23 protein-coding genes are annotated in these 23325 nt (G+C 74.9%); 8 read left to right on the top strand and 15 right to left on the bottom strand.

Annotated elements, in window-relative coordinates; all coding sequences use genetic code 11:
• The first annotated feature begins 24 nt into the window (after positions 1 to 24).
• The 4 genes from JQC91_RS10430 to glmM all read left to right on the top strand — a co-directional run bounded on the left by JQC91_RS10430 (position 25) and on the right by glmM (position 3990).
• Positions 25 to 636, top strand: a complete 612-nt coding sequence (locus JQC91_RS10430) for a cell wall hydrolase (protein ID WP_238941471.1) — start codon at positions 25 to 27, stop codon at positions 634 to 636.
• Between the two features lie 197 nt (positions 637 to 833).
• The gene (locus JQC91_RS10425) at positions 834 to 1673 is read left to right on the top strand and encodes a dihydroneopterin aldolase (RefSeq protein ID WP_203286760.1); all 840 of its coding nucleotides are present in this window, start codon (positions 834 to 836) and stop codon (positions 1671 to 1673) included.
• Positions 1670 to 2641 (top strand): dihydropteroate synthase, encoded by a 972-nt coding sequence (gene folP / locus JQC91_RS10420; protein ID WP_203286759.1) that lies wholly within the window; start codon positions 1670 to 1672, stop codon positions 2639 to 2641. Before JQC91_RS10425 ends, folP begins: the two co-directional genes overlap by 4 nt.
• Positions 2641 to 3990 carry a phosphoglucosamine mutase gene (gene glmM, locus JQC91_RS10415; RefSeq protein WP_203286758.1) on the top strand — a complete coding sequence of 450 codons (1350 nt, stop codon included), beginning with the start codon at positions 2641 to 2643 and terminating at the stop codon, positions 3988 to 3990. The genes folP and glmM overlap by 1 nt, the downstream gene beginning before the upstream one ends.
• Here glmM and JQC91_RS10410 read toward each other — a convergent pair.
• The 11 genes from JQC91_RS10410 to tkt form a co-directional block, all read right to left on the bottom strand.
• A complete protein-coding gene (locus tag JQC91_RS10410; RefSeq protein ID WP_203286757.1) occupies positions 3964 to 4902 on the bottom strand; it encodes a DMT family transporter in 939 nt (312 codons plus the stop codon). The two genes, glmM and JQC91_RS10410, sit on opposite strands and share 27 nt — an antisense overlap.
• A 12-nt stretch (positions 4903 to 4914) precedes the next feature.
• Positions 4915 to 5973, bottom strand: a complete 1059-nt coding sequence (locus JQC91_RS10405) for a 2Fe-2S iron-sulfur cluster-binding protein (RefSeq protein WP_203286756.1) — start codon at positions 5971 to 5973, stop codon at positions 4915 to 4917.
• A complete protein-coding gene (paaD, locus tag JQC91_RS10400; protein ID WP_343069953.1) occupies positions 5970 to 6488 on the bottom strand; it encodes a 1,2-phenylacetyl-CoA epoxidase subunit PaaD in 519 nt (172 codons plus the stop codon). The genes JQC91_RS10405 and paaD overlap by 4 nt, the downstream gene beginning before the upstream one ends.
• Positions 6485 to 7264, bottom strand: a complete 780-nt coding sequence (gene paaC, locus JQC91_RS10395) for a 1,2-phenylacetyl-CoA epoxidase subunit PaaC (RefSeq protein WP_203286755.1) — start codon at positions 7262 to 7264, stop codon at positions 6485 to 6487. The genes paaD and paaC overlap by 4 nt, the downstream gene beginning before the upstream one ends.
• A gap of 2 nt (positions 7265 to 7266) precedes the next feature.
• A complete protein-coding gene (gene paaB, locus JQC91_RS10390; protein WP_203286754.1) occupies positions 7267 to 7563 on the bottom strand; it encodes a 1,2-phenylacetyl-CoA epoxidase subunit PaaB in 297 nt (98 codons plus the stop codon).
• The gene (locus tag JQC91_RS10385; protein WP_203286753.1) at positions 7560 to 8060 is read right to left on the bottom strand and encodes a DUF3291 domain-containing protein; all 501 of its coding nucleotides are present in this window, start codon (positions 8058 to 8060) and stop codon (positions 7560 to 7562) included. The genes paaB and JQC91_RS10385 overlap by 4 nt, the downstream gene beginning before the upstream one ends.
• Positions 8057 to 9031 carry a 1,2-phenylacetyl-CoA epoxidase subunit PaaA gene (gene paaA / locus JQC91_RS10380; RefSeq protein WP_203286752.1) on the bottom strand — a complete coding sequence of 325 codons (975 nt, stop codon included), beginning with the start codon at positions 9029 to 9031 and terminating at the stop codon, positions 8057 to 8059. The genes JQC91_RS10385 and paaA overlap by 4 nt, the downstream gene beginning before the upstream one ends.
• Positions 9031 to 10224, bottom strand: a complete 1194-nt coding sequence (pcaF, locus tag JQC91_RS10375; protein WP_203286751.1) for a 3-oxoadipyl-CoA thiolase — start codon at positions 10222 to 10224, stop codon at positions 9031 to 9033. Before pcaF ends, paaA begins: the two co-directional genes overlap by 1 nt.
• Positions 10225 to 10274: 50 nt before the next feature.
• Positions 10275 to 11576: a glutamine synthetase gene (locus JQC91_RS10370; protein WP_203286750.1), complete on the bottom strand. Its 1302-nt coding sequence runs from the start codon at positions 11574 to 11576 to the stop codon at positions 10275 to 10277.
• Positions 11573 to 12886 (bottom strand): aromatic ring-hydroxylating dioxygenase subunit alpha, encoded by a 1314-nt coding sequence (locus JQC91_RS10365; protein ID WP_203286749.1) that lies wholly within the window; start codon positions 12884 to 12886, stop codon positions 11573 to 11575. Before JQC91_RS10365 ends, JQC91_RS10370 begins: the two co-directional genes overlap by 4 nt.
• 289 nt (positions 12887 to 13175) lie before the next feature.
• Positions 13176 to 15203: a transketolase gene (gene tkt, locus JQC91_RS10360; protein WP_203286748.1), complete on the bottom strand. Its 2028-nt coding sequence runs from the start codon at positions 15201 to 15203 to the stop codon at positions 13176 to 13178.
• Positions 15204 to 15375: 172 nt separating this feature from the next.
• Between tkt and JQC91_RS10355 the strand changes: the two genes are divergently transcribed.
• Entirely contained in the window at positions 15376 to 15915 is a 540-nt protein-coding gene (locus JQC91_RS10355) for a hypothetical protein (RefSeq protein WP_203286747.1), read from the top strand.
• Positions 15908 to 16315, top strand: coding sequence for a cell division protein ZapA (locus JQC91_RS10350; protein ID WP_203286746.1), 408 nt, complete (start codon positions 15908 to 15910; stop codon positions 16313 to 16315). Before JQC91_RS10355 ends, JQC91_RS10350 begins: the two co-directional genes overlap by 8 nt.
• Positions 16316 to 16321: 6 nt before the next feature.
• On the opposite strand, the gene JQC91_RS10345 is transcribed toward JQC91_RS10350, so the two are convergent.
• Positions 16322 to 16990, bottom strand: a complete 669-nt coding sequence (locus JQC91_RS10345) for an SDR family oxidoreductase (protein WP_203286745.1) — start codon at positions 16988 to 16990, stop codon at positions 16322 to 16324.
• Positions 16991 to 17103: 113 nt separating this feature from the next.
• Between JQC91_RS10345 and JQC91_RS10340 the strand changes: the two genes are divergently transcribed.
• Positions 17104 to 17679, top strand: a complete 576-nt coding sequence (locus tag JQC91_RS10340) for a biotin transporter BioY (RefSeq protein WP_203286744.1) — start codon at positions 17104 to 17106, stop codon at positions 17677 to 17679.
• Positions 17680 to 17746: 67 nt separating this feature from the next.
• Here the strand turns inward: JQC91_RS10340 and JQC91_RS10335 are convergent, their stop codons facing one another.
• The 3 genes from JQC91_RS10335 to JQC91_RS10325 form a co-directional block, all read right to left on the bottom strand.
• Positions 17747 to 18751: a hypothetical protein gene (locus JQC91_RS10335; protein WP_203286743.1), complete on the bottom strand. Its 1005-nt coding sequence runs from the start codon at positions 18749 to 18751 to the stop codon at positions 17747 to 17749.
• 58 nt (positions 18752 to 18809) lie between these two features.
• Positions 18810 to 20348, bottom strand: coding sequence for a trimethylamine methyltransferase family protein (locus tag JQC91_RS10330; RefSeq protein WP_203286742.1), 1539 nt, complete (start codon positions 20346 to 20348; stop codon positions 18810 to 18812).
• A 538-nt stretch (positions 20349 to 20886) separates the two neighbouring features.
• Positions 20887 to 21693, bottom strand: coding sequence for an isocitrate lyase/phosphoenolpyruvate mutase family protein (locus JQC91_RS10325; RefSeq protein ID WP_203286741.1), 807 nt, complete (start codon positions 21691 to 21693; stop codon positions 20887 to 20889).
• Positions 21694 to 21909: 216 nt separating this feature from the next.
• Here JQC91_RS10325 and cysS point away from each other — a divergent pair, with 216 nt between their 5' ends.
• On the top strand, positions 21910 to 23325 hold the full coding sequence (cysS, locus tag JQC91_RS10320; protein WP_203286740.1) for a cysteine--tRNA ligase: 1416 nt from the start codon (positions 21910 to 21912) through the stop codon (positions 23323 to 23325).

Raw genomic sequence — 23325 nt, 5'->3', positions numbered from 1 at the left:
TCGGCCGCCCTGAACCGTTGCGCCTTGATCGCCGCCCTCGGCCTCGCCGCCACGGCGCCCGCAGCCCACGCGGCGGGCGCGATGATCGCCCCGGTGGACACGCTGCTCGACGCGGCCCTCGACGGCGAGATCCTGGTGCCGGCCTCCTTCGCCGAGCCGGAGGACGCCCCCGCCGCCGAGGCGCTGCCGCCCGCCTACACCCGCGCCCGCCTCGACGCGATGCCCCGCGCCACCGGCGGCAAGGAGTTCGCCTGCCTGAAGGAGGCGATCTACTTCGAGGCCCGCGGCGAGCCGATCCGCGGCCAGTACGCGGTGGCCGAGGTGATCATGAACCGGGTCGACTCCAAACGGTATCCCGACACGATCTGCGGGGTGGTAAACCAAGGCACCGGGCGCCTGCACGCCTGCCAGTTCTCCTACACCTGCGACGGCCTCCCCGAGACGATGACCGAGCGGCGTGCCGCCGACATCGCCGGCAAGATCGCGCGCGAGGTCATGGACGGCAAAGAGCGCCGCATCACGGGCGACGCGACCCACTACCACGCGGACTACGTCGATCCCTACTGGAACAAGGTCTACCCCCGCACCGCGACCGTCGGGACGCACATCTTCTACAAGCAGATCCCCGGCGCCTGAGCCGAGGTCACCGCGGCGCGGCGTCCGGCCCAAGGACGCGCGCCGCACGCCGCCCGGACGGGACGGGACGGGCGGCGACGGGCCGCGCTTCGGGGGAAGCGCGGCCCGTTCGCGTTCGGGCCATCGCCGGTCGGAGCCGGACCTTTCCGCGCGGCGCGCCCCGTGGCAGGGGGCGGCGGACGCTGACGGAGGGCGAGATGGCCGCCGACGACACCGACGCCCTGCGGCTGGCCTTCGCCGCGCCCCTCGACCGCGCGCGGGCCGGCGCGGCGGGGCTCGACCGCATCTCGCTGCGCGAGCACGTCCGCGCCGTGGAGATCGGAGCCTTCGCCGAGGAGCGGGGGCGGACCCAGCGGCTGTCGTTCGACGTGGTGGCCGAGGTGGCGCCCGTGGACGGGCCGCCGCTGGCCGAGACCGACGACGTCGACGCGATCCTCTCCTACGACACGCTGATCGGCGCCATCGACGCCGAGCTTGAGGCCGAGCGCCTCAACCTCCTCGAGACGCTGGCGGAGCGCGTCGCCGCGCGCGTCCTCGGCCACGAGCAGGCCGTGCGCGTCTTCGTGCGGATCGAGAAGCTCGACCGGGGGCCGCACCGCCTCGGGGTGGAGATCGTGCGCTCCGGCGACGGGGCGGCGGCCCAGCCGATCGAGGCCCCGCGCCCGCACGTCCGGGTGCTCGCGCCGGGTTCCGCGGACGATCCCGGCTTGGCCGGCACGGTGGCCGGGGCGGCACGCCCGCTGGTGATGATCGCCGTCCCCGACTTCGAGGTGCCGGAGGTGGCGCACCCGCTCGCGCAGCGGCGCGTCGCGCTGCTCGCCTACGAGCAGGCCGCGTGGCGGGTCGCCGCCGCCGTGCCCGACTGCACCGTGGTCGACACGCGGACCGAGCTGGACCACGCGCTGCGCGGCGGGCGGGCCGTGCTGTGGGCGCCGTCGCGGATCGTGCTTGACGCGCCGGACGGGCCGGCGGAGACCGACCCGGCGACGCTCGCCGCGTGGTTCGCCGCCGAGTTCGGGGGAACGCTCGAGCCGTGACGCCCCTCCTGCCGCTGCCGTGCCATCCCGACGCGCCGGGCGCGGCCCCGCTGGCGGGCGGCTGGGTCCGGTTCGACCGGGCGCGGCGGCTGGAGGACGGGGCGACGGTCGGCGTCGGCGACCTGTCCGCCGAGGAGCGCGACATCCTCTGCGAGCCGCGCCCGCCCGTGGCCGGTCTGACGTGGGACGCGCCCCGGATCATGGGCATCCTCAACGCCACCCCCGACAGCTTCTCCGACGGCGGGCGGACCGCGGCGGAGGTCGCGGCGCTCGGCGCGGCGATGGAGGCGGACCTCCTCGACGTCGGCGGCGAGTCGACCCGGCCGGGCGCGGCGGAGGTCCCCGTGGCCGAGGAGGTCGCGCGGGTCGTGCCGGTGATCGAGGCGCTGCGGGCGCGCGCCGTCTCCATCGACACGCGCAAGGCCGCCGTGGCGGAGGCGGCGCTCGCCGCCGGGGCGGCGATCGTGAACGACGTGTCGGCGCTGGCCTTCGATCCGGCGATGGCAGGCGTGGTCGCGCGGGCCGGCGTGCCGGTGGTCCTGATGCACGCGCGCGGCACCCCCGAGACGATGCAGGCCGAGACCGACTACGCGGACGTGGTCGTCGAGGTGCTCGCCGCGCTGGCCGGGCGCGTCGCGGCGGCCGAGGCGGCCGGCATCGTGCGCGACCGCATCCTCGTCGATCCGGGCATCGGGTTCGCCAAGACCGCCGCGCAGAACGTCGCCCTGCTGCGGGCGCTGCCGGCGCTCCACTCTCTCGGCCTCCCAGTCCTGCTGGGGGCGAGCCGCAAACGTTTCATCGGCGTGATCGGCGACGATCCCGAAGGCGCGGCGAACCGCCGCGATCCGGGGTCCCTGGCCGTGACGCTTGCCGGGGTCCGGGCCGGGGTCCAGATGCACCGGGTGCACGACGTGGCGGGGACGCGCCGCGCGCTGAGGCTTTGGGACGCGATCGAGCGAGGGACGTGATGTTCGGGACGGACGGGGTGCGCGGGCGCGCGAACACGGGGCACATGACCGCCGAGACGGCGCTGCGGCTGGGCGCCGCCGCCGGGCGCCACTTCCGCCGCGAGGGCGACGCGCGCATCCACCGGGTCGTGATCGGCAAGGACACGCGGCTGTCCGGCTACATGTTCGAGACCGCGCTGACGGCGGGCCTCGCCTCCACGGGCGTCCACGTGCTCCAGCTCGGCCCGGTCCCGACCCCCGCCGTGGGCTACCTGACGCGGTCCATGCGCGCCGACCTCGGGGTGATGATCTCCGCCTCGCACAACGGCGCCGAGGACAACGGCATCAAGTTCTTCGGCCCCGACGGGTTCAAGCTCTCCGACGCCGACGAGGCCGCCATCGCCGCGATGGTCGAGGCGGGGGTCGAGCCGGTCGACGCCCGCGAGATCGGGCGGGTCAAGCGGATCGACACCGGCGCGGGGCGCTACGTCGAGGCGGTCAAGCGGGCGGTGCCGCCGGGCATGACCTTCGACGGGCTTAAGGTCGTCATCGACTGCGCCCACGGCGCCGCCTACAAGGTCGCGCCCGAGGCCCTGTGGGAGATGGGCGCGACGGTCGTCCCGATCGGGGTGAACCCGGACGGCACCAATATCAACAAGGGCTGCGGCTCGACCCACACGGGGCCCCTTCAGGACGCGGTCGTGGCCCATGGGGCGGACGTGGGCATCGCCCTCGACGGCGACGCGGACCGGATCATCCTCGTGGACCAGAACGGGCGCGTCGGCGACGGCGACCAGATCATGGCCCTCTTCGCCGCCCGCTGGGCCGAGGAGGGGCGGCTCGCCAAGGGCACGCTCGCGGCGACGGTGATGTCGAACCTCGGGCTGGAGCGTTTCCTCGAGGGGCAGGGGCTGCACCTGCACCGCACCAAGGTGGGCGACCGCCACGTGGTGAAGGCGCTGCGCGACAACGGTTGGACCCTCGGCGGGGAGCAGTCGGGGCACATCGTGATGACGGACCACGCGACCACCGGCGACGGCCTCTTGGCGGGGCTCCAGTTCCTCGCGGAGATGGTCCGCGCCGGGCGGCCCGCGTCCGAGCTGCTGCACACGTTCGACCCCGTGCCCCAGATGCTGGAGAACGTGCGCTTCGCCTCGGGGACGCGTCCGCTGGAGGACGCGGGCGTGCAGGACGCGATCCGGGCCGCCGAGGCCCGCGTCGCCGGGCGCGGGCGCCTCCTGATCCGCGCCTCGGGGACCGAGCCGCTGATCCGCGTCATGGTCGAGCACGAGGACGAGGCCGAGATGCGCGCCGTCGTCGCGGAGGTCGCGGGGACCGTCCGCTCAGCGGGCGCGCTCGCCGCCGAGTAGCGCGGCGAGCTGGCGGCCCTGCCCGAGGGCGAGGCCGCCGAGGATGAGCGTGAGGGCGAGGAAGAACCGTCCGGGCAGCGCCTCTCCGAGGAACAGCGCCCCCGTGCCCATGGCCCAGACGGGCACTTGGTAGTTCACGAGCGTCATGAAGGACGGGCCCGCGCTGCGGATGACCGAGATGCGCAGGAGGGCGGCCAAGGCGGTCGGGACGAGGCCGAGGAACAGGATCGCGGCCAGGACGGAGGGCGCGGCCGCGGTCGGCAGGCCCTCGCGCCAAAGCATCGCCGGGACCAGGGCGGCGGCCCCCGCCCAGAGCGACAGGGCCGACAGCCAGACCCCGTCCACCGGCGGGCAGCGCCGGGTGAGGATGGAGCCCACCGCGTAGCAGACCACGGCCGCGAGGCAGGCCAGCTGCCCCCAGCCCTCGCCGTTCCCGCCCGACGGGTCCAGCGCCCCCGGCCCGATCAGGATCAGCGCGCCGACCGCCCCCAGCCCGAACCCCGCCGCCTTGCGCCACGTGAGGCGGTCGCCGGGCACGAAGACGTGGGCCAGCGGCAGCAGCAGAAGCGGCAGCATCGCCATCGCGAGCCCGGCGAAGGCCGCCGTCGTGCGGGTCTGCCCCCATGCGAGGGCGGTGAAGGGGAGGGCGGCGGTGGTGAGGCCGATCAGCGCGAGGAACAGCGCGGTGAGCGGCGACCACGCCGGGAGGGGGCGCCGCAGGACCACCGCCAGCGCCGTCAGCGCGGCCGCCCCCAGCGCCACGCGGGCGGCGGCCACGGTGTGCGGCCCGTAGCCCACGAGCGCCAGTTCCGTGACCGTGAACGTCCCGCCCCAGATCAGCCCGAGGGCGGCCACGGCCGAGAAGTTGGCGCGCGTCGGGCGCGCGACGGGGGCGTCGGTCGTGGCGGTCAAGCGGGTGCATCCTCAGTGGCCGAGGTCGTAGCTCACGGCGACGCGTTCGGTTCCCGCCGCCGGACGCGCTTGGCAGGACAGCACGTAGCCGTCGCGCAGCTCGTCGTCCTCGATGGCGTGGTTGGCGTCCATCTCGACCGCGCCCGCCACCACGCGGCACCGGCAGGTCGAGCAGACCCCCGCGCGGCAGGACCACGGCGCCTCCAGCCCCGCCGCCTCGGCCGCCTCCAGCACGGTCTGGCCGGGCGCGAGGTCGATCTCGGAGGTGGCCCCGTCGAGGGTGACCGCGAGGGGGATCGTCGGCGCGTCCGCCGCGACCGCGCGCTCCGCCTGCGGGAGGCGCCCCGGCTGCGCGGAGGCGAAGAGCTCGAAGCGGATCGCCTCCTCGGGCATGCCGTGGGCCGCCAGCGCGTCCCGGATGCCCAGCATCATCGGCTCCGGCCCGCAGATGTAGGCGCGCGCGGCGCCGCGGACGTCGATCCACCGGGCGAAGAGGTCCGCGCACTTCTCCGGGGTCACGCGCCCGGTGAAGAGGTCGATCTCCTGCGCGTCCCGCTCGAGCACGTGCACGACCGAGAGCCGTCCGAGATGGACCTGCTTGAGGTCCTCGATCTCGTCGCGGAACATGATCGTCGCGGTCCTGACGTTCGCGTAGACCAGGGTGGCCCGCGCCTCCGGGTCGGCGGCGAGCAGGTGGCGCAGCACCCCGAGGACCGGGGTGATCCCGGACCCGCCCGCGAAGAGGAGCGTGTGGCCGTGGGTCTCCCCGCCCCAGAAGCGGCCCTGCGGCGGCATGGCCTCGACGGTGTCGCCGGGCCGCAGCGCCGTGTTCGCCCACGCGGAGAACGCGCCCCCCTCGACCCGCTTGATGCCGACGCGGAGGGGCGCGCCGGGCTCGGTGCAGATCGAGTAGGAGCGCCGCACCTCGGTCCCGTCGAAGTCGCGCCGGAAGGTCAGGTACTGGCCGGGCGACCAGTCCCAGCCGGGATGGTCGAGCGTCACCTCCACCGCGTCGCGGATCGTAGGCCGGACGGCAGCGACGGTCAGGGGATGGAAGCCGCGCGCGCTCATCGGTGGCACTTGAACCGGTCGAAGGGCTCGCCGCAGGCGTCGCAGCGCCACTGGGCCTTGCAGGGGGTCGAGCCGAACCGGCTGACCTCGTGCACGCGCGCCGCATGGCAGCGGGGGCAGCGGACCCCGTCGGTGGGCGGCGCGATGCCGTAGGCCTCCAGCTTGGCGTGGCCCTCGGGCGTGATCCAGTCGGTGCTCCACGGCGGCGTGATCACCCGCTCGACGGTCGCGGGGACGCCGCGGTCGCGGAGCGCGGTCTCGACGGCCAGTTCGATCGCCGCCGTGGCGGGGCATCCGGAATAAGTCGGCGTCACGGAGACGTGCAGGACGTCGCCGACCCACGTCCACCCCCGGATGACGCCGAGGTCGGCGAGCGTGATGGCGGGGATCTCCGGGTCCGGGATCGCCGAGAGCCACGCCTCGATCCGCGCGTCCGGCGGCCGCGCCCCCGAAGGGTCGGGCTGCGCGCTGCGCGGCGTCCATCCGTCGACGGGCGCGGGGGCGGGACGGCTCACCACGCGGAGGCGTCCGGGTAGCTGCGCTGCAGCCACTGCATCTGCGCGAGCATCGGGCCGAGATGCTCGGTGTGGCGCCGACCGGTGCGCCCGCCCGCTTGGAACCGGACCACCTCCGGGGGGGCGAGCGTGGCCGCCGCGAGCGCGGGGAGGACGGTCGCCTCCCACGCGGGGCGCAGGGCGGGGGGCTCGTCGGCGACCCCGGCCTCCGCCATCGCCGCGTCGGTCGCATCCGTCTCGAACAGCTCGCCCGCGTAGGGCCACAGGCGGTCGAGCGCGGCCTGCATCCGGTCGTGGCTCTCCGCCGTCCCGTCGCCGAGCGCGACGACCAAGCCGCGCGACCGCTCGAGGTGGTAGGCGACCTCCTTCGCGGCCTTCGCGGCGATCCCCGCGACCCGGTCGTCGGCAGAGCCGGTCAGGCGGTCGAGCCGGGGCAGGTGCCACGCGTCGAAGAGGAAGGAACGCAGGATCGTGTGCGCGAAGTCGCCGTTCGGTCGCTCGACGAGCAGGGGGTTCCGGAAGTCCCACACGTCGCGCCGGAAGGCGAGCGCGTCGGCGTCCGCGGCGCCCGTCTCCTCCGCGGCGTAGCCCAGCCAGAGCTGGGTCTGCCCGATCAGGTCGAGCGCCACGTTCGCGAGCGCGACGTCCTCCTCGAGCGCGGGGGCGTGCCCGCACCATTCGGAGATGCGGTGGCCGAGGACGAGCGTCGCGTCGCCCATGCGGAGGAGGAACTCCGCCTTGGCCGGCAACGGGTCGGGGAGGGCGATCGCACCCATGCCTACATCGGCCCGACGTCGTCGGGGATGTCGAAGAAGGTGGGGTGGCGATACACCTTGTCCTTAGCCGGCTCGTAGAGCGGCCCCTTCTCGGACGGGGAGGAGGCGGCAATGACGGCGGCGGGCACGGCCCAGATCGAGACGCCCTCGGCGCGGCGGGTGTAGACGTCGCGCGCGTTGCGGATCGCGGCCTCGGCGTCCGGCGCGTGGAGGCTGCCGACATGGCGGTGGGACAGCCCCGCCTGGCCCCGGATGAAGATCTCCCAGAGCGGCCATTCGGCGGAGGCGGACCCGGTCATGCGGGCACCGCCTCGTCGCGGCGCACCGCCCGCCACCGCGTCGCGCCCGGAAGCTCGGCCCAGCCGAACGCCCGCTCCGACGGGCCGTGCGCGCCGATATGGGCGAGGCGCGCGCGCGCGTCCTTCGGGTCGATCTCCGTCCCCGGCGGCACCCACCACATCGCGAGGTGCATCGCCCCGAGCGCGTCGAACCACTCCGCCCGGCGGCGGTAGAACTGGACGTGCACCGTGTCCCACACGAAGCGCTCGAGTGCTGCTGCGCCCTGCCATACCGACGCGTTGTAGATCACGCGGGGGTCGTCGCTGGTCCGGGCGTCGCGGTCCGGGTCGAGGCCGAACACATGCCGCCACACGAACCCCTCCATCCGCTCCGACAGCCCGTTGATCCGGTCGAGCGCGGCCATGAACTCGGCCACCACGGGCGAGGCGGGATCGGCGGTCAGTCGCGCGACGTTGACCTCGGCCAGCTGCCAGTCCGGGGCGGGCGGGTGGATCATTCCGCCGCCAACGCCGCCGCGGCCTTCTTCGCGGCATGCGCCATCAGCCCCTCCCGCACCCAAGCGCCATCGTCCCACGCCTTGCGCTTGGCGTCGATGCGGTCCGCCGAGCACGGCCCGTCGCCCTTGAGGACGGCGAAGAACTCATCCCAGTCGGGTTCGGTGAAGTCGTAGTGGCCCGTCTCCTCGTTCCACGCGAGGTCCGGGTCGGGGACCGTGAGGCCGAGATACTCGGCCTGCGGCACGGTCTGGTCCACGAACTTCTGGCGCAGCTCGTCGTTCGTGTTCATCTTGATCCGCCAGCGCATGGACTGGGCCGAGTGGACGGATTCCGCGTCCGAGGGGCCGAACATCATCAGCGCCGGGAACCAGAACCGGTCGAGGGCGTCCTGCGCCATGCGCCGCTGGGCGGACGTGCCGTTCGCCATCTTCATCATCACGTCGAAGCCCTGCCGCTGGTGGAAGGACTCCTCCTTGCAGATGCGGACCATCGCGCGGGCGTATGGGCCGTAGGACGTCCGCTGGAGCGGCACCTGGTTCATGATCGCCGCGCCGTCGACCAGCCAGCCCACCGCGCCCATGTCCGCCCATGTCAACGTCGGGTAGGAGAAGATCGACGAGTACTTCATCCGCCCGTCGAGCAGCTGCCGCGTGAGGTCGTCGCGCGAGACGCCCAGCGTCTCCGCGGCGCAGTAGAGGTAGAGGCCGTGCCCCGCCTCGTCCTGCACCTTGGCGAGCAGGATCGCCTTGCGCTCCAAGGTCGGCGCGCGGGTGATCCAGTTCCCCTCCGGCAGCTGGCCCACGATCTCGCTATGCGCGTGCTGGCCGATCTGGCGGATCAGCGTCCGGCGGTAGCCCTCGGGCATCCAGTCCTTCGGCTCGATCGTGTCGCCCCGGTCGATGCGGGCTTGGAAGTCGCGGTCGGCTTGGGTCTCCGAGGAGGCCTCGGACTTCACGAGTTGGGCATACATCAGACGGACTCCAATATCATGGCCGTGCCTTGGCCGACGCCGACGCACATCGTCACGAGGGCATAACGCCCATTGGTCCGCCCGAGATGCAGGGCGGCGGCGAGCGCGAGCCGCGCGCCGGACATGCCGAGCGGATGGCCGAGGGCTATGGCGCCGCCATTCGGGTTCACGCGGGGGTCGTCGTCGGCCAGCCCGAGGTCGCGGGTCACGGCGAGGGCTTGGGCGGCGAAGGCCTCGTTCAGCTCGACGAGGTCCATGTCGTCCATCGCGAGGCCCACGTGGGCGAGCGCCTTCCTCACGGCCGGCACGGGGCCGACGCCCATCACGCGGGGGGCGACGCCCGCCGACTGGATGGTGACGACGCGGGCCTTCGGCGCGAGGCCGTGGGCGGCGCAGGCGCGCTCCCCCGCGAGGAGGAGCGCCGCCGCGCCGTCGTTCACGCCGCTGGCGTTCCCGGCGGTCACCGAAAGGTCGGGGCCGTTGATCCCCCGCAGCTTGGCCAGCGACTCCGCCGTCGTGCCGGGCCGTGGATGCTCGTCCTCGGCGACCACCACGGGGCCGCCCTTGCGCTGGGGGATCTCGACGGGGGTGATCTCCTCCGCGCGGTGCGCGGCGGCGGCCTCGGCCCGGGCCTGCGAGCGGGCGGCGAAGGCGTCCTGGTCCGCCCGGGAGACGCCCCAGTCCGCGGCCACCTCGTCCGCCGTCTCCGGCATCGAATGGGTACCGTGCGCGGCGTGGAAGGCGGGGTTGACGAAGCGCCAGCCGATGGTCGTGTCCTGCATCGCCTGCGCCCGGTCGAACGGGACCTGCGCCTTGCCGACGACGTAGGGCGCGCGCGACATGCTCTCCACCCCGCCCGCAAGACAGAGATGGTGGTCGCCCGACCGGATCGCCCGCGCTGCGAGGCCCACGGCGTCGAGGCCGGACGCGCAGAGGCGGTTGACGGTCACGCCCGGCACGCTCTCCGGCAGTCCGGCGAGCAGGAGCGCCATGCGCGCGACGTTGCGGTTGTCCTCGCCCGCTTGGTTGGCGCAGCCCAGCGTGACCTCGTCGCAGGCGGCCCAGTCGATGTCGTGGCGTTCCTTGAGCGCGCGGAGCGGATGGGCCGCGAGGTCGTCGGCGCGCACGCCCGAGAGCGACCCGCCGTAGCGGCCGATGGGGGTGCGCGTGCCGTCGACGATGAAGGCGTCCATGCCGCTAATGTGTTACACGATCGGCCCGAAGTCAATAATCGTGTAACGTCTCACAGCAGGTCGAGATACTCCCGCGCGTCCCAGTCGCCCGGCGTGGACAGGAAGCAGGTCCACGCCGCCTCGGCCACGGCGTCGAGGACGCGGACGGCCTCCACGCCGATGGCCTCCGCCCAGAGCGGATCGGCCCGGAACGCGTCCAGCGCCTCCCCGAGGCTGCGGGGCAGGCGGGGCGCGTCGGCGCGGTAGGCGGCCTCGGCGGCGGGGGGCGGCGCGAGCGCGCGGCGGTGGCCGTCGAGCCCCGCGACGGCTTGGGCCGCGATGGCGAGCCACGGGTTCGCGCCGGCCTCGCAGACCCGGTTCTCCAGCCGCCCGTCCACCGCGCGCACCATCGCGCCCCGGTCGTCGCGGCCCCACGCGATGCGGTCCGGCGCGAGGGTCCCCGGCCCGAAGCGGCGGTAGGCGTTCACGGTCGGGTTGGTGAGCAGGCAGGCCGAGGCCGCGTGCCCGAGCAGGCCCCCGAGCCAGCCGCCCTGCATGTCGATCCCCGCGACCGACTGGTGGAGGTGCCAGCCGCTCGCCATCGTCGCGGGGGCGGGCGGGCGGCACATGAAGGTGACGTGGTGGCCGGGCAGCGCGTCGCGCAGGAGCGCGCGGAAGACGGCCGCGTGCCGGGCGGCGGCGCGGGCGGGGGCCGGGGCGAAGGTGGCCTCGAACTGGGAGGCGCCCATCTCGACCTCGAGCGACGTCAGCGGCAGGCCCGCATGGGCGCAGGCGGCACGGATGCGGTCGAGCACGGCGGCGTTCGCCCCGTAGGTCGCGTCGTGCAGCAGCTGGCCGCCGGGGTGGAGCGCGGCGAGCCCGTCCGGGCCGCGCGCGAAGACGTGGAACTCGAGCTCGAGCCCGATGGTGAGGGACAGGCCCTCCGTCTCGAGCGCGGCGAGGGCGCGGTCGAGGATCGCGGTCGGTGCGAAGTCGAGCGTGGTGCCGTCGGGCCGGTGGGTGGAGCAGAACAGCCACGCCTCGCCGTCGCGGCACGGCACCAGCCCGTCCGGGTCGGGCACCATCAGCAGGTCGCCCGCGCCGCGCAGGGGCGAGGGGTTGTCCGGCCCCGGCGCGTCCCAGACGGGGAAGGCGGTGCGGCCGGACGTGTCCTTGAGCAGCAGCGTCGCGGGGGCCCCGATCCCCCCCGCGAGGACGTCCCTTAGCCGGGCCGCGGGCACCGCCTTGCCGCGCAGGACGCCGTGGAGGTCGGGGAACACGAGGCGGAGCGTCTCGTACCGGGCGGCACGGTCGAGGAGGTCCTCCGCCGCCGATCGCGCGGGCGCGAGGCCGAGGCGGTCGAGGCGGCTCATGCGGGGACGGTCGCGTCCCACGGGCACGCCGCGCGGCGCGCGCGGTCCGCCTGCCGCGCCGCCTCGGCCCAGTCGGCGCCGGCGGGCGCGATGGTGTCGAGCGAGATCGGCCCCGCGATGCCCGGCCCGTGGGACGGGGGCGGGGCCTCGCCCGCCTCGACCGCGTCCATCGCGGCGCGCAGGGCGCGGCGGTTGGCGACGATCCCCTTGTCCGTCGAGGCGAGGTGCTCCTTGGTCCGGTCCTGGATCGCGCCCATGCCCTCGACCGCCCACTGGTCATGCACGTTGATGTCGAGCCCCATGCCCGTGTAGGTCTCCCGCCCCTGCTCCTCGGGGTCGTAGCCGTAGTCGTTCGTCCGGTTCTTCTTGGGGCGGTAGGACGGGAGGTGGTGCTCCGCCAGCCGCTGCTCGCGCATCCTCACCTTGTCCACGGGGGCGCGGAACGAGGTGAAGAGCGAGAACCAGTAGCAGCGGGAGTCGTCCACGGGGACGTGCCACTGGGTGATGGTCATCTCGCGGCTCATCGGGATGACGATGGCGCACGGGAAGACCTGGTTCGTGACGCGGACATGGGTGCGCCCGTCGGGCAGGTGGCGCAGCGCCGTGAGCGACAGGCCGTAGGGCGTGTCGTCCACCATGATCTCGGGGCGCGGATGGTCGCGCAGGAGCTTGGTCATCGGGATCTCCGCGGCGCCCTCGACTCCGTCGCGGAACTGCTTGCCGTAGCCGTCGGCGGGGTCCTCGTCCTGCAGGAAGCGGTGGAGGAAGGAGGCGTGGGCGGGGTCGATGCCGACCTCGAGGGCCTGCAGCCAGTTGCACTCCCACAGGCCCTTGAAGGCGAAGACGTGGGTGCCCGGCGCCCGGAAGCAGTCGAGGTCGGGAAGGGGCGGCGGGGCGCCGTCGCCCATGTAGGCCCAGATCACCCCCGCGTGCTCGGTCACGGGATAGGCGGTCGCACGGATCCGCTCGTGCATGCGCGACCCCTCCGGCTCGCCCGGCTGCTCGACGCACTGGCCGGTGCGGTCGAAGTGCCAGCCGTGGAACGGGCAGCGCAGGCCGCAATCCTCCAGCCGCCCGTAGGCGAGGTCGGCGCCCCGGTGGGGGCAGTGCCGGTCGATCAGGCCCAGCTCCCCCGCCTCGTCGCGGAACAGCACGAGCCGCTCGCCCAGCAGCGTGACGGGCACGACCGGCCGCGCGCCCAACAGCTCGTCCGACAGGGCGGCTGGCATCCAGTAGTGGCGCATGACCCGGCCCGCCGGCGTGCCGGGGCCGGTCAGGGTGAGCCGGTCGTTGAGGGCTTGGCTGATCATGGTGGTCCTCCCCGGCGGGGAGGGGAGCATGGGGGGCGGGGGTTCGGCAAGCGGTCGGGCGTCCTGAAACCGCGCCCCGCTCCGCGCCGGGGCCCCGAGGCCGCACGCGCCCGCCTCCGGAGCGGTGCCGGAGGGAGGACGGAGAGGCCCGCGCGTGGGCGACGCGCGGCCCCCGTTCGCGATGCGCCCCGAGCGCGGCTACGTCACCCCCGGGCCTTCGCTCCAAGGTGATGGTGCGGGGCCGACATGCGCCGGCCCGCGAAACGACCGGCGCCGCCCCGCCCGCGGATCAGATCAGCCCGCGCACCGCCTTCGCCACCGCCGCGGCGGTGATTCCGTAGTGCTCGTAGAGCTCTTCCGCCGGGCCCGACGCGCCGAAGCCCGTCATGCCGACGAAGCCCGCCTTGTTGGACCGGCCCCGCTCGCCCGTGAGCCAGCGGTCCCAGCCGAGGCGGCCCGCCGCCTCGACCGCGACGCGGACGGGGCCCGCGGGCAGGATGCGCTTGCGGTAGGCCTCCTCCTGCGCCTCGAACAGCTCCCAGCAGGGCATGGAGACGACGCGCGTGCCGATCCCGTCCTCCTGCAGCAGGTCGCGCGCCTCCAAGGCGATGGAGACCTCCGAGCCGGTGGCGAGCAGGATGGCCATGCGGCGTCCCTCGGCCTCGGCCAGCACGTAGGCGCCTTGGGACACGAGGTTCTTGGACTTGTGCTCGCGCCGTAGCGTCGGGACGCCCTGGCGGGTGAGCGACAGCACCGAGGGCGTCGCCTCGGAGGTCAGCGCCAGCTCCCACGCCTCCGCCGTCTCGACCGTGTCGCAGGGGCGGAACACGTTCATGTTGGGCGTCGCGCGCAGCATGGCGAGGTGCTCGACCGGCTGGTGCGTCGGGCCGTCCTCGCCCAGCCCGATGGAGTCGTGGGTCATCACGTAGGTGACCGGCAGGCCCATCAGCGCGGACAGGCGCATCGACGGGCGCGCGTAGTCGGTGAAGGCCATGAACGTCCCGCCGTAGGGGCGCAGGCCCCCGTGCAGCGCGATCCCGTTCATCGCCGCGGCCATCCCGTGCTCGCGGATGCCGTAGTGGACGTAGCGGCCCGCGCGGTCCTCGGCCGAGAAGATGCCGAGGTCCGCGGTCTTGGTGTTGTTCGATCCCGTCAGGTCCGCCGAGCCGCCGAAGGTCTCCGGGGTGATCGGGTTCACGACCTCCAGCACCATCTCGGACGACTTGCGCGTGGCGGCCTTGGGCGCCGTCTCCGCCACCTGGCGCTTGAGCGCGCGGATCGTGGCGGTCAGGCGCTTGGGCGCCTCGCCCGCCTGCATGCGGTCCCAGTCGCGGCGCTTGCCCGATCCCAGCTTGTCGAGGCGGGCCTGCCACGCCGCGTGGTCCTCCGCGCCGCGCGCCCCGATGGCCTCCCACTCGGACTTGAGGTCCGCGGGGATGTGGAAGGGCGCCTCGCTCCAGCCGTAGGCGTCCTTCGTCGCCTGCACCATCTCGTCGCCCGTGATCGCGCCGTGGCCCTTGCCGGTGTCCTGCAGCGCGGAGCCGAGCGCGATGTGCGTGCGGCAGGCTAACATTACGGGCCGGTCCTTGGTCTTGGCCTCGCCCAGCACCGCGTCGATGGCGGCCGCGTCGTGGCCGTCCACCTCCAGCACCTCCCACCCGGCGGCGCGGAAGCGGGCGGGCTGGTCCACGCTGTCGGTCAGGTCGGTGGAGCCGTCGATCGTGATGCGGTTGTCGTCGAACAGAACGATCAGGTTCTTCAGCCTCAGGTGACCGGCGAGCGCGATCGCCTCGTGGCTGACCCCCTCCATCAGGCAGCCGTCGCCCGCGATGACCCACGTCCGGTGGTCGACGATCTTCGGGCCGAACCGCGCCCGCAGGTGCGCCTCGGCCATGGCGAGGCCCACGGCCGTGGCGAGGCCCTGCCCGAGCGGCCCGGTCGTGACCTCCACGCCCGGCACGTGGCCGTACTCGGGGTGGCCCGCGAGCGGCGTGCCCAGCTGGCGGAAGTTCTTGATGTCGTCCAGCGTGATGCCCGGGAACCCCGTCAGCCACAGCAGCGAGTAGAGCAGCATCGAGCCGTGTCCCGCCGAGAGCACGAAGCGGTCGCGGTCGGCCCAGCCGGGCGCCGCCGCGTCGAACTTCAGGTGCTTCTCCCACAGCACCGTGGCGACGTCGGCCATGCCCATCGGCATCCCGGAATGCCCCGAGTTGGCCGCGTTCACCGCGTCCAGCGTCAGGGTCCGGATGGCGGCGGCGCGGCGCCAGTGGGCGGGGTCGGCGGCCTGCAGGGCGGCGAGGTCGGGTCCGTCGGTCATGGGCACGCTCCGTGGAGTCGGGTCTTTGGCGAGTCCCGACCCGTCTAGCAGGGGCGGGGGGGCGTGCAAGGCGGGCACCCGCCGCGCGACGCGGGGGCAGGCGGCGGAGGCTTGCGCATCCCGGGGGCCGTGGGCAGGTTCGCCGCGGGACAGAGGACGAGGGGATTTCGCGGTGGCGGAGACGGAACCGGCGGGCGCGGCGGCGCTGGACGCGGCGATGGCGCGGATCGAGGCTGCGCTCGGCGCGGCCCGCGACGCGTGGGAGGTCCGGGGCGCGGGCGACGGCGGGGCCGCCGACGAGGCCGCGCGCCTGGCGGCCGACCTCGACGCGGCCCGCGCGCGCATCGCGGACCTCGAGGGCGAGCTGGACGACGCGCGCGCCGCGGCCGAGGCCCCCGCCGCGCGCGTCGCGGAGCTGGAGGCGGCGGCCGCCGCCCGCGAGGCGGAGCATGCCGCCGCCCTCGAGGCCGCCCGCGCCGACGCCCCGCCCGCCGCGGCGCCCGACGCCGGCGGCGAGGTCGATCGCCTGCGCGCCGCCGTCGAGGCGCTCACCGCCACCTCCGCGCAGCTGCGCGCCCAAGCCGAGGGCGCGGCCGACGCCGCGCTGGAGGCCGAACTAGAGGCGGTGCGCGCCGCCCGCGCCATGGACCTCGCCGAGATGCGCCGCATCCTCGAGGAGATGGCCCCCATCCTGGAGAGCGCCGATGCCTGACGTCACCATCGAGATCGGAGGCCGCAGCTTCCTCGTGAACGTGGCCGACGGCGAGGAGCAGTTCCTCGCCACCGCCGCCCAGATGCTCGACCGCGAGGCGCAGCAGCTGAACGCGGGGGGCCAGCGGCTGACGCAGGACCGGATGCTGCTGATGGCCGGGCTGATGCTGGCCGACAAGGCGCTGTCGGCCGACGAGGAGCTGCGCGCACTCGACCGCCGCATCGCCTCCCAGACCCGCGAGATCGAGCGGCTGCGCGCGCTGCCCGCGCACAACGCGCCCGCCCCGGCCCCCGAGCTGCGGGAGGTCGTGCGCGACACGGTGCCCGAGGGCGCGGTGCGCCGCGCGCAGGAGCTCGCCGCCAAGGCCGAGACCCTCGCCGGCGAGATGCGCGACGCCTGAGCGGGTTCAGCCCGCGCGCGCCAGCCCCGCCTCGTCCAGCAGGCGGGCCGCCTCCTCGCGCGCGTCCGCCAAGCCGGACGTGTCCTCGCCGGGGAAGAACCGCGCCCGCACCGCCGTGGCCATCGGCGCGGGGCGCAGCAGGTGCACGCGGGGCGCCGTCGCGGTCGTGGCCTCCGCCTGCCACGCGCGCACGATCTCGCGCTGCGCGGCCTTCGTCGCGCCGTAGGCGGCCCCGAACTTCCGCGCCCCCTCGTCGTCGAGGAACACCGCGTCGCCGCCGCCCGCCGCCCGCAGCAGCGGGGACACGTAGGAGACGAGGCGGACGAAGGCGGTGACGTTCGTCTCCAGCGCCTTCCCGAAGTCCTTGGCCGGGATCATGTCGGCGGGCGACAGGGCCGTCGCCTCCACCGCGCAGTGGACCCAGACCGGCAGCGCGCCCCAGCGGTCGTGGATGCCGCGGCAGAGCTGCTGCATCGCCGCGTCGACGGTGACGTCCATCGGCGCCAGCGTGGCCGAGCCGCCCGCCGCCTGGATGCGGTCGTCGAGCGCCTCCAGCCCGCCGGTGGTGCGGGCCACGGCGACGACGTGCCAGCCGCGGCGGGCGAGGGTCTCGGCCATGGCGGCGCCGAGGCCGCGCGAGGCGCCGGTGACGAGGGCGGGGGGCTTCTGGTCCATGCGCGCCGGATGCACCGGTCGGGCGCGGGCCGCAAGCGACCCGCGCCCGCGGCGCGTTGACGGCGAGGAGAGGGGGGCGGATAAGCCGGGGCAGATTCACCTCGGAGGCGAGCATGACCCTTAGCCAAGCGGCCCTCGGGCCGATGACCCTACCCAAGCAGGCGGCCGTGGTGCTGCTGGGCTCCCTCATGATCGCGGTGGCCGCGCAGGTCTCCGTGCCGGTCGGCCCGGTCCCGATCTCGCTGCAGACGCTGGCGATCCTGCTGATCGCGTTCTCCGTGGGCACCCGCCTCGCCGCGCTCACCCTCGTGGCCTACGTCGCCGAGGGCATGGCCGGCCTGCCGGTCTTCGCCGGGTTCAAGAACGCCGCGCTCGCCTTCCCCGGCGCCACCACCGGCTTCATCTTCGGCTTCGTCGCCTTCGCCGCGATCGCGGGTCTCGCCGCCGGGCGCGGCGTGCTGGCGATGCTCGGCGCGGGCCTCGTGGCCTCGGTTGTGCTCTACGCCATCGGCCTCGCGTGGCCGCTGGGCGTGGCGGCGGCCTTCGGGCTGGACGTCTGGATGGCCGGCGAGGGGATCGCCGCCGTGCTGGGCGGCTACATGACGCCCTACCTCGTGGGCGACGCGCTCAAGCTCGCGATCGCGGCGCTGCTGGTCGGCGGCGGGCTCCGGGCGCTCAAGCGCGCCTGAGCCGACGCGGCACCGAACGGGAAGGGCGGTCCGGCGGGCCGCCCTTTCTCGTCCGGGCCGGGCGGCGCTAGGCGGCCGCGGGCGTCCCGCCCTTGCGCGCCGCCGTCCGCGCCACCAGCGCCCCCACCGTCGCGGCGAGGTCCGTGCCCTCCGCCTCCAGCATCCGGGAGATCACGCTGAACGGCGCGAAGGTCCAGAAGATGCACGCCTCCAAGAGCCACGGCCGCCCCTCCGCGTCGATGCGGAAGTCGTAGAGCGAGTAGTCCCGGCAGCCGAGCGCGCCGTGCAGCGCGAGCGCGGCGCGCTCCAGCGCGGAAAGGGTCGGCGGCGCGAGCACGGCGGGGCAGGTCGTCTCCAGCGAGGGCATCCGCCACGACCGCTTCGTCACCGCGCCCGAGGCGTCGGTCACGACCTTGTCCGCGCGCTCGCGGATCGGGCGCTCGGGGGTGACGTGATACTCCAGCACCGGCAGCAGGCGGGGCGACGGATCCTCCAGCACGCCGACGCGCACCTCGCGGCCCGGCACGTAGTCCTCCACCATCGCCGCCCCCATCTCCAGCGCCCGGTCGCGGGCGGCGGGCCAGTCGGCCGGGTCGCGCACGAGGGACAGGCCGATCGAGTTGTCCTCCGCGTCCGGCTTCACGATCGCCGGCAGGTCGGGGCAGGGCGTGTCCGCCGCGAGCGGCGCCGCGGCGGGCGTGGCGATCCCGGCGGCGGCGGCCACCGCCTTGGTGCGGGACTTGGACGTCGCCAGCGACAGGCAGGCCGCGTCGGGCCCGAGCACGGGGACGCCCATCACGTCCTCCAGCGCGGCGCGCCACGACGTCATGCCGCGCGGGCAGAACATGTAGGGCAGGCACGCGTCCGTCGTCGCCGCCCGGTCGAGCGCGGCGCCCCGCGGCACGGGCGCGCGGGGCGCGCCGGGCTGCCCCCAGAGCGTCGTGCCGTCGGGCCGCACCTCCAGCGTCGAGACGGTGCTGCCCGGCAGGCGCACGGTCTCGGAATGGTAGGTCAGGGACAGCTCGTGCGCGAACCGGTCCGTGGTCGCGCCGATCAGGTGGAGGAGGTGCATGGGCCGGGCTCCGGGCGGGGAGCCGGAACCTAGGTCGCCCGCGCCGCCGGACGAGCCCTCACGCGAGTGCCGGGTGGTCCGCCCGCAGCCGCGCCTCCAAGGCGGGATCCAGCGCCGCCGGGTTCGGCCCCGCGAGGATCTCCAGCTTCCGCGCCCGCGCCGCCGCCACGAGGTCGGGGCGGTCCCGCTCGGCCCATTCCTTCGGGCTGCTCCGGTCCGCGAGCGCGGGGTAGAGATACTCCGTCTGCATCACCGCAAGCGTCGCCTCCGTCCCGAGGTAGTGCCCCGGCCCCCCGAGGCAGACCTCCCGCATCGCCTCCAGCGAGCAGGTCTCCTCCGTCACCTCCACCCCCCGCACGCAGCGCAGCGCCGCGCCGATCATGTCGTCGCCGAGGATCAGGCTCTCCGGGCAGAACCCCATCAGCGACCCGTGCATCCCCGCCGCCTCGTAGACCATGTTCAGCCCCGCCAGCCCCGCCAGCACGTCCGACATCCCCTGCTCCCAGCCCGCCTGCATGTCCGGCAGCTTGGCGTCCGCCATGCCCGCCGCCGCCCCGCAGGGCAGCCCGTAGAACCGCCCCATCTGCGCGCAGGCCGCCGACAGCAGCGCCTGCTCCCCCGATCCGCCCGACATCGCGCCCGTCCGGAGGTCCGACACGAAGGGCCACGTCCCGAACACCGCCGGATGCCCCGGCGCCATCGCGTTCACGTAGACGACGCCCGCGAGGCACTCCGCCACCGCCTGCACCACGGCCCCCGCGATCGGCGCGGGCGCCGTCGCCCCCGCCTGTCCCGCCGACAGCAGCAGCACCGGCATCCCGCCCCGGATCGCCTGCTCCATGATGAGGCACGCATCGGTCGCGAACTTCATCGGCGGCACCACGAAGCAGTTCGAATTGCTCACGAACGGCCGCGCCCGCCACGCCGCGTCGCCGCCCGCCACGTCGCGGAGGTAGCGCAGGCACGGCTCCACCGTCGACGGGTCCGAGAAGCTTGTCCCGACATGCTTGGTCGTCCCCGTCACGCAGGCGTGGATCGTGTTCAGGTCCAGCGCCAGCATCCCCTCCATGTCGCGCGCCACCATCGGGCGCTGCAGGAAGTGGACGTTGTCCAGCGCATGCGCCAGCCGCGCCGCCTCGTGCAGGTCGGCGAGGGTCGAGTCGCGGTAGGCCCCCGTCTCCATGTCGACGTAGTGCACCGCCGCGCCCGCCGTGCCGTAATGGACCCGGGCGTCCGACAGCGTCAGGTCGTGCGCCCCGTCGCGCCCGTGCAGCACCACGTCCCGCGCCGCGATCGCCAGCATGTCCTCCACCAGCGCCCGCGGGAACCGCAACCGCCCGTCCGCGCCCGGCACCGCGCCCGCGCCTACCAAGATCTCCACGCCCGAGGGCGGCGCGTCCGCCAAGCCGATCTGCGCCAGCGCGTCGAGCGCGGTCGCGTGGATGCGCGCCACGTCCGCGTCCGAGAGGGGGCGGTAGGTGCCGCCGGTCAGGCCGGCGCGCACGGGGCGCATGTGGTCGGGCAGGGCGGCGGCCCGCGCGGCGCGGCGCGCGGCGCGGCCGCCGGGACGGGAACGGGGGGGCAGGTCGAGGGACATGGGCGGGCTCCGGAGGATGTGGGACGGGCGGGCTCAGGCCCCGCCGGGGCGCCCCCGCGCCGCGCGGCCCCGCCGCGCGCCGATCGTCCGCAGGACCGCGATGCCGTGCACGTCTCCCATCCCCCGAGGGGAGGCCGCCGCGCCCGCGCCTGTCTAGCCCGTCCGCGACAGCGCGTCGGGATCGGACCGCCGGAGCGCGGACGCCCGGACCGGATCGCCGACGCCGCATCGCGGGGAGCGGATCGCGCAGGCCCCATCGCCGGGACCGGCTCGTCCGGGCGGACGTCCCCCGAAGCGGCCCTCGCGACGAACAACCCTCGTGCGCGCCGCGCGAAGCGATGCCCGGGGTCGGCCTGCACGGAACGATGCCCCCGGTTCGGCCCGTGCGGAGCGAAGCCCCCGGTTCGGCCCCCGCGACGCAAGGCACCGGGACCGGCCCCCGCGACACGAGGCGCCGGGATCGCCCCACGCGAAACGAGGCCCCGAGCCCGGCCCGCACGGCACGGAGCGCCGCCCCGGCCCGTCCCGTCCGCCGCCGCTAGGGCGTGCCCCGCGTCAGCAGGTCGTCCACCGCGTCCCCCGCCATCCCCGGCACCGCGTCGAACCGCCCGTCGCCGAACATCGCGCGCGCGCCCTCCGCGATCACCCGGTGCGTGGCCCGCGCGAGCGCCGAGCCCAAGGAGACCCGCGCCACCCCGATCTCGCCCATCTCCGCGAGCGAGAGCTTCGCGAGCGGGCCGACCGCCAGCGCGTTCACCGGCGCCCCGTCGAGCGCCTCCACCACCCGCCGCAGGTCGTCCGGCGTCCCCGGCACGGGGCAGTAGAGCACGTCCGCCCCCGCCTCCCGGAAGGCGCGCAGCCGCCGGATCGCCTCGTCGAGGTCGTAGGCGCCGTGCATCACCCCGTCCGCGCGGGCGCAGAGCATGTGGTCCACCGGCGCCGCCCGCGCCGCAACCACGGCGTTCTCGATGCGCGCCACGGCGGCCGCGTAGGCATAGGGGCTTCCGTCGCCCGCCACGTCCTCGATGCAGCACCCCGCGAGCCCCGCCACGCCCGCCTGCCGGACCGTCTCGGCGGCGTCGGCGGGCTCGGGGCCGTAGCCGTCCTCGAGATCGCCGCTGACGGGGACGTCCACGTGCGCCGCGAGGTCGGCGGCATGGGCGATCGCCTCCTCCCGCGTGACCTGCCCCCCGTCGGGCAGGCCGCGCGTGAAGGCGTGCCCGGCCGAGGTCGTCGCCACCGCCCGCGCGCCCAAGGCCACGAGCATCCGCGCGGAGCCGACGTCCCACGCGTTGGCGAGGACGAAGGGATGGCCGGGGCGGTGCATCTCGCGGAAGGTGGGCATGGGGCGTCTCCTGTGGTCGCGCCGACCTTGCGGCGCCCGCGCGCGCCGCGAAACCCGGAACGTGCCCTTTCCCGATCGGCCGGCGCGTGGTAGCCCTCCGCCTATGGGCCGCACCTGCATCATCTGCATCCGCCGCGCCCGCTGAGGACCACTCGGCGGGCCTTCGGGGCGCGCCACCTCAACGCCCCCGCCCGCCAGACGAACAGGAGGCCCCGGATGGCCGTCCGCCTGCGCAACTCGCTCACCCGCCGGGTCGAGCCGCTCGTCCCGCTGGAGCCGGGGCACGTGCGCCTCTACCTCTGCGGGCCCACGGTCTACGACCGCGCCCATCTCGGCAACGCGCGCAACGTGATCCTCTTCGACGTGCTGACGCGGCTGCTGCGCCACGACTTCGACCGCGTCACCTACGTGCGCAACGTCACGGACGTGGACGACAAGATCAACGCGCGCGCCGCCGCGACGGGCCGCTCGATCCGCGACGTCACCGACGAGACCTTGGGCTGGTTCTACGAGGACATGGCCGCGCTGGGCTGCGCGCCCCCCGACGTCGAGCCGCGCGCGACGGACCACATCCCCGCCATGGTCGCGATGATCGCGGACCTGATCGCCAAGGGCCACGCCTACGAGGCCGAGGGCCACGTCCTCTTCGCCGTGGCCTCCGACCCGTCCTACGGCACCCTGTCGGGCCGCTCGACCGAGGACATGATCGCGGGCGCCCGCGTGGAGGTGGCGCCCTACAAGCGCGACCCGATGGACTTCGTGCTGTGGAAGCCCTCCGACGACGCCACGCCGGGCTGGGACAGCCCGTGGGGCCGCGGCCGCCCCGGCTGGCACATCGAGTGCTCGGCCATGACCGCCGAGATCCTCGGCCCTTCCTTCGACGTCCACGGCGGCGGCACGGACCTGAAGTTCCCGCATCACGAGAACGAGCTGGCGCAGTCGCGCTGCGCCCACCCCGACGCCTCCTTCGCGTCCATCTGGCTGCACAACGAGATGCTGCTGGTCGAGGGGCGCAAGATGTCCAAGTCCTTGGGCAACTTCTTCACCGTGCGCGACCTGCTCGACCGGGGCGTCCCCGGCGAGGTGATCCGCATGGTCTTCCTCGGGACGCACTACGCCAAGACGATGGACTGGACGGAGGAGCGCGCGCAGGAGGCGGAGGGCCATCTGCGCCGCTGGCACGGCATGGCGGAGGAGGGCGGGTCGCCCGCGCCGGCGGTGCTCGACGCGCTGCGCGACGACGTCAACGTCCCCGGCGCCATCGCCGAGCTGCACCGGCTGGCCAAGGCGGGGGACGGCGCCACGCTGACGGCCTCGGCGCGTATGCTCGGCCTGCTGCAGCCCGGCATGGGCGGCTGGGCCGCCGACGGCGGGCGGCTGGACCTCGGGGGCGATCACGGCGGCGACCCCGTCGCGGCGCTGCTGGGGCCCCTGCTCGCGCGGTGGCAGGCGCTGCGCGCGGCCAAGGACTTCGCGGCGGCGGACGCGCTGCGGTCGGCGCTGCAGGAGGCGGGCATAGCGGTTCGGAGCCTTCCGGACGGGGGAATCGAGGGGGACAGGCTGCCGCACATGTCTGTCGATTCCGTTAACGCGGTCGCCGCCCGGTTCGGCGCCGAGGCGGTGGATGGATGA

It is taken from the genome of Jannaschia sp. Os4, assembly GCF_016820245.1.
Taxonomy (GTDB): Bacteria; Pseudomonadota; Alphaproteobacteria; order Rhodobacterales; family Rhodobacteraceae; genus Jannaschia.
This window is presented reverse-complemented; position numbering and strand designations above follow the sequence as displayed.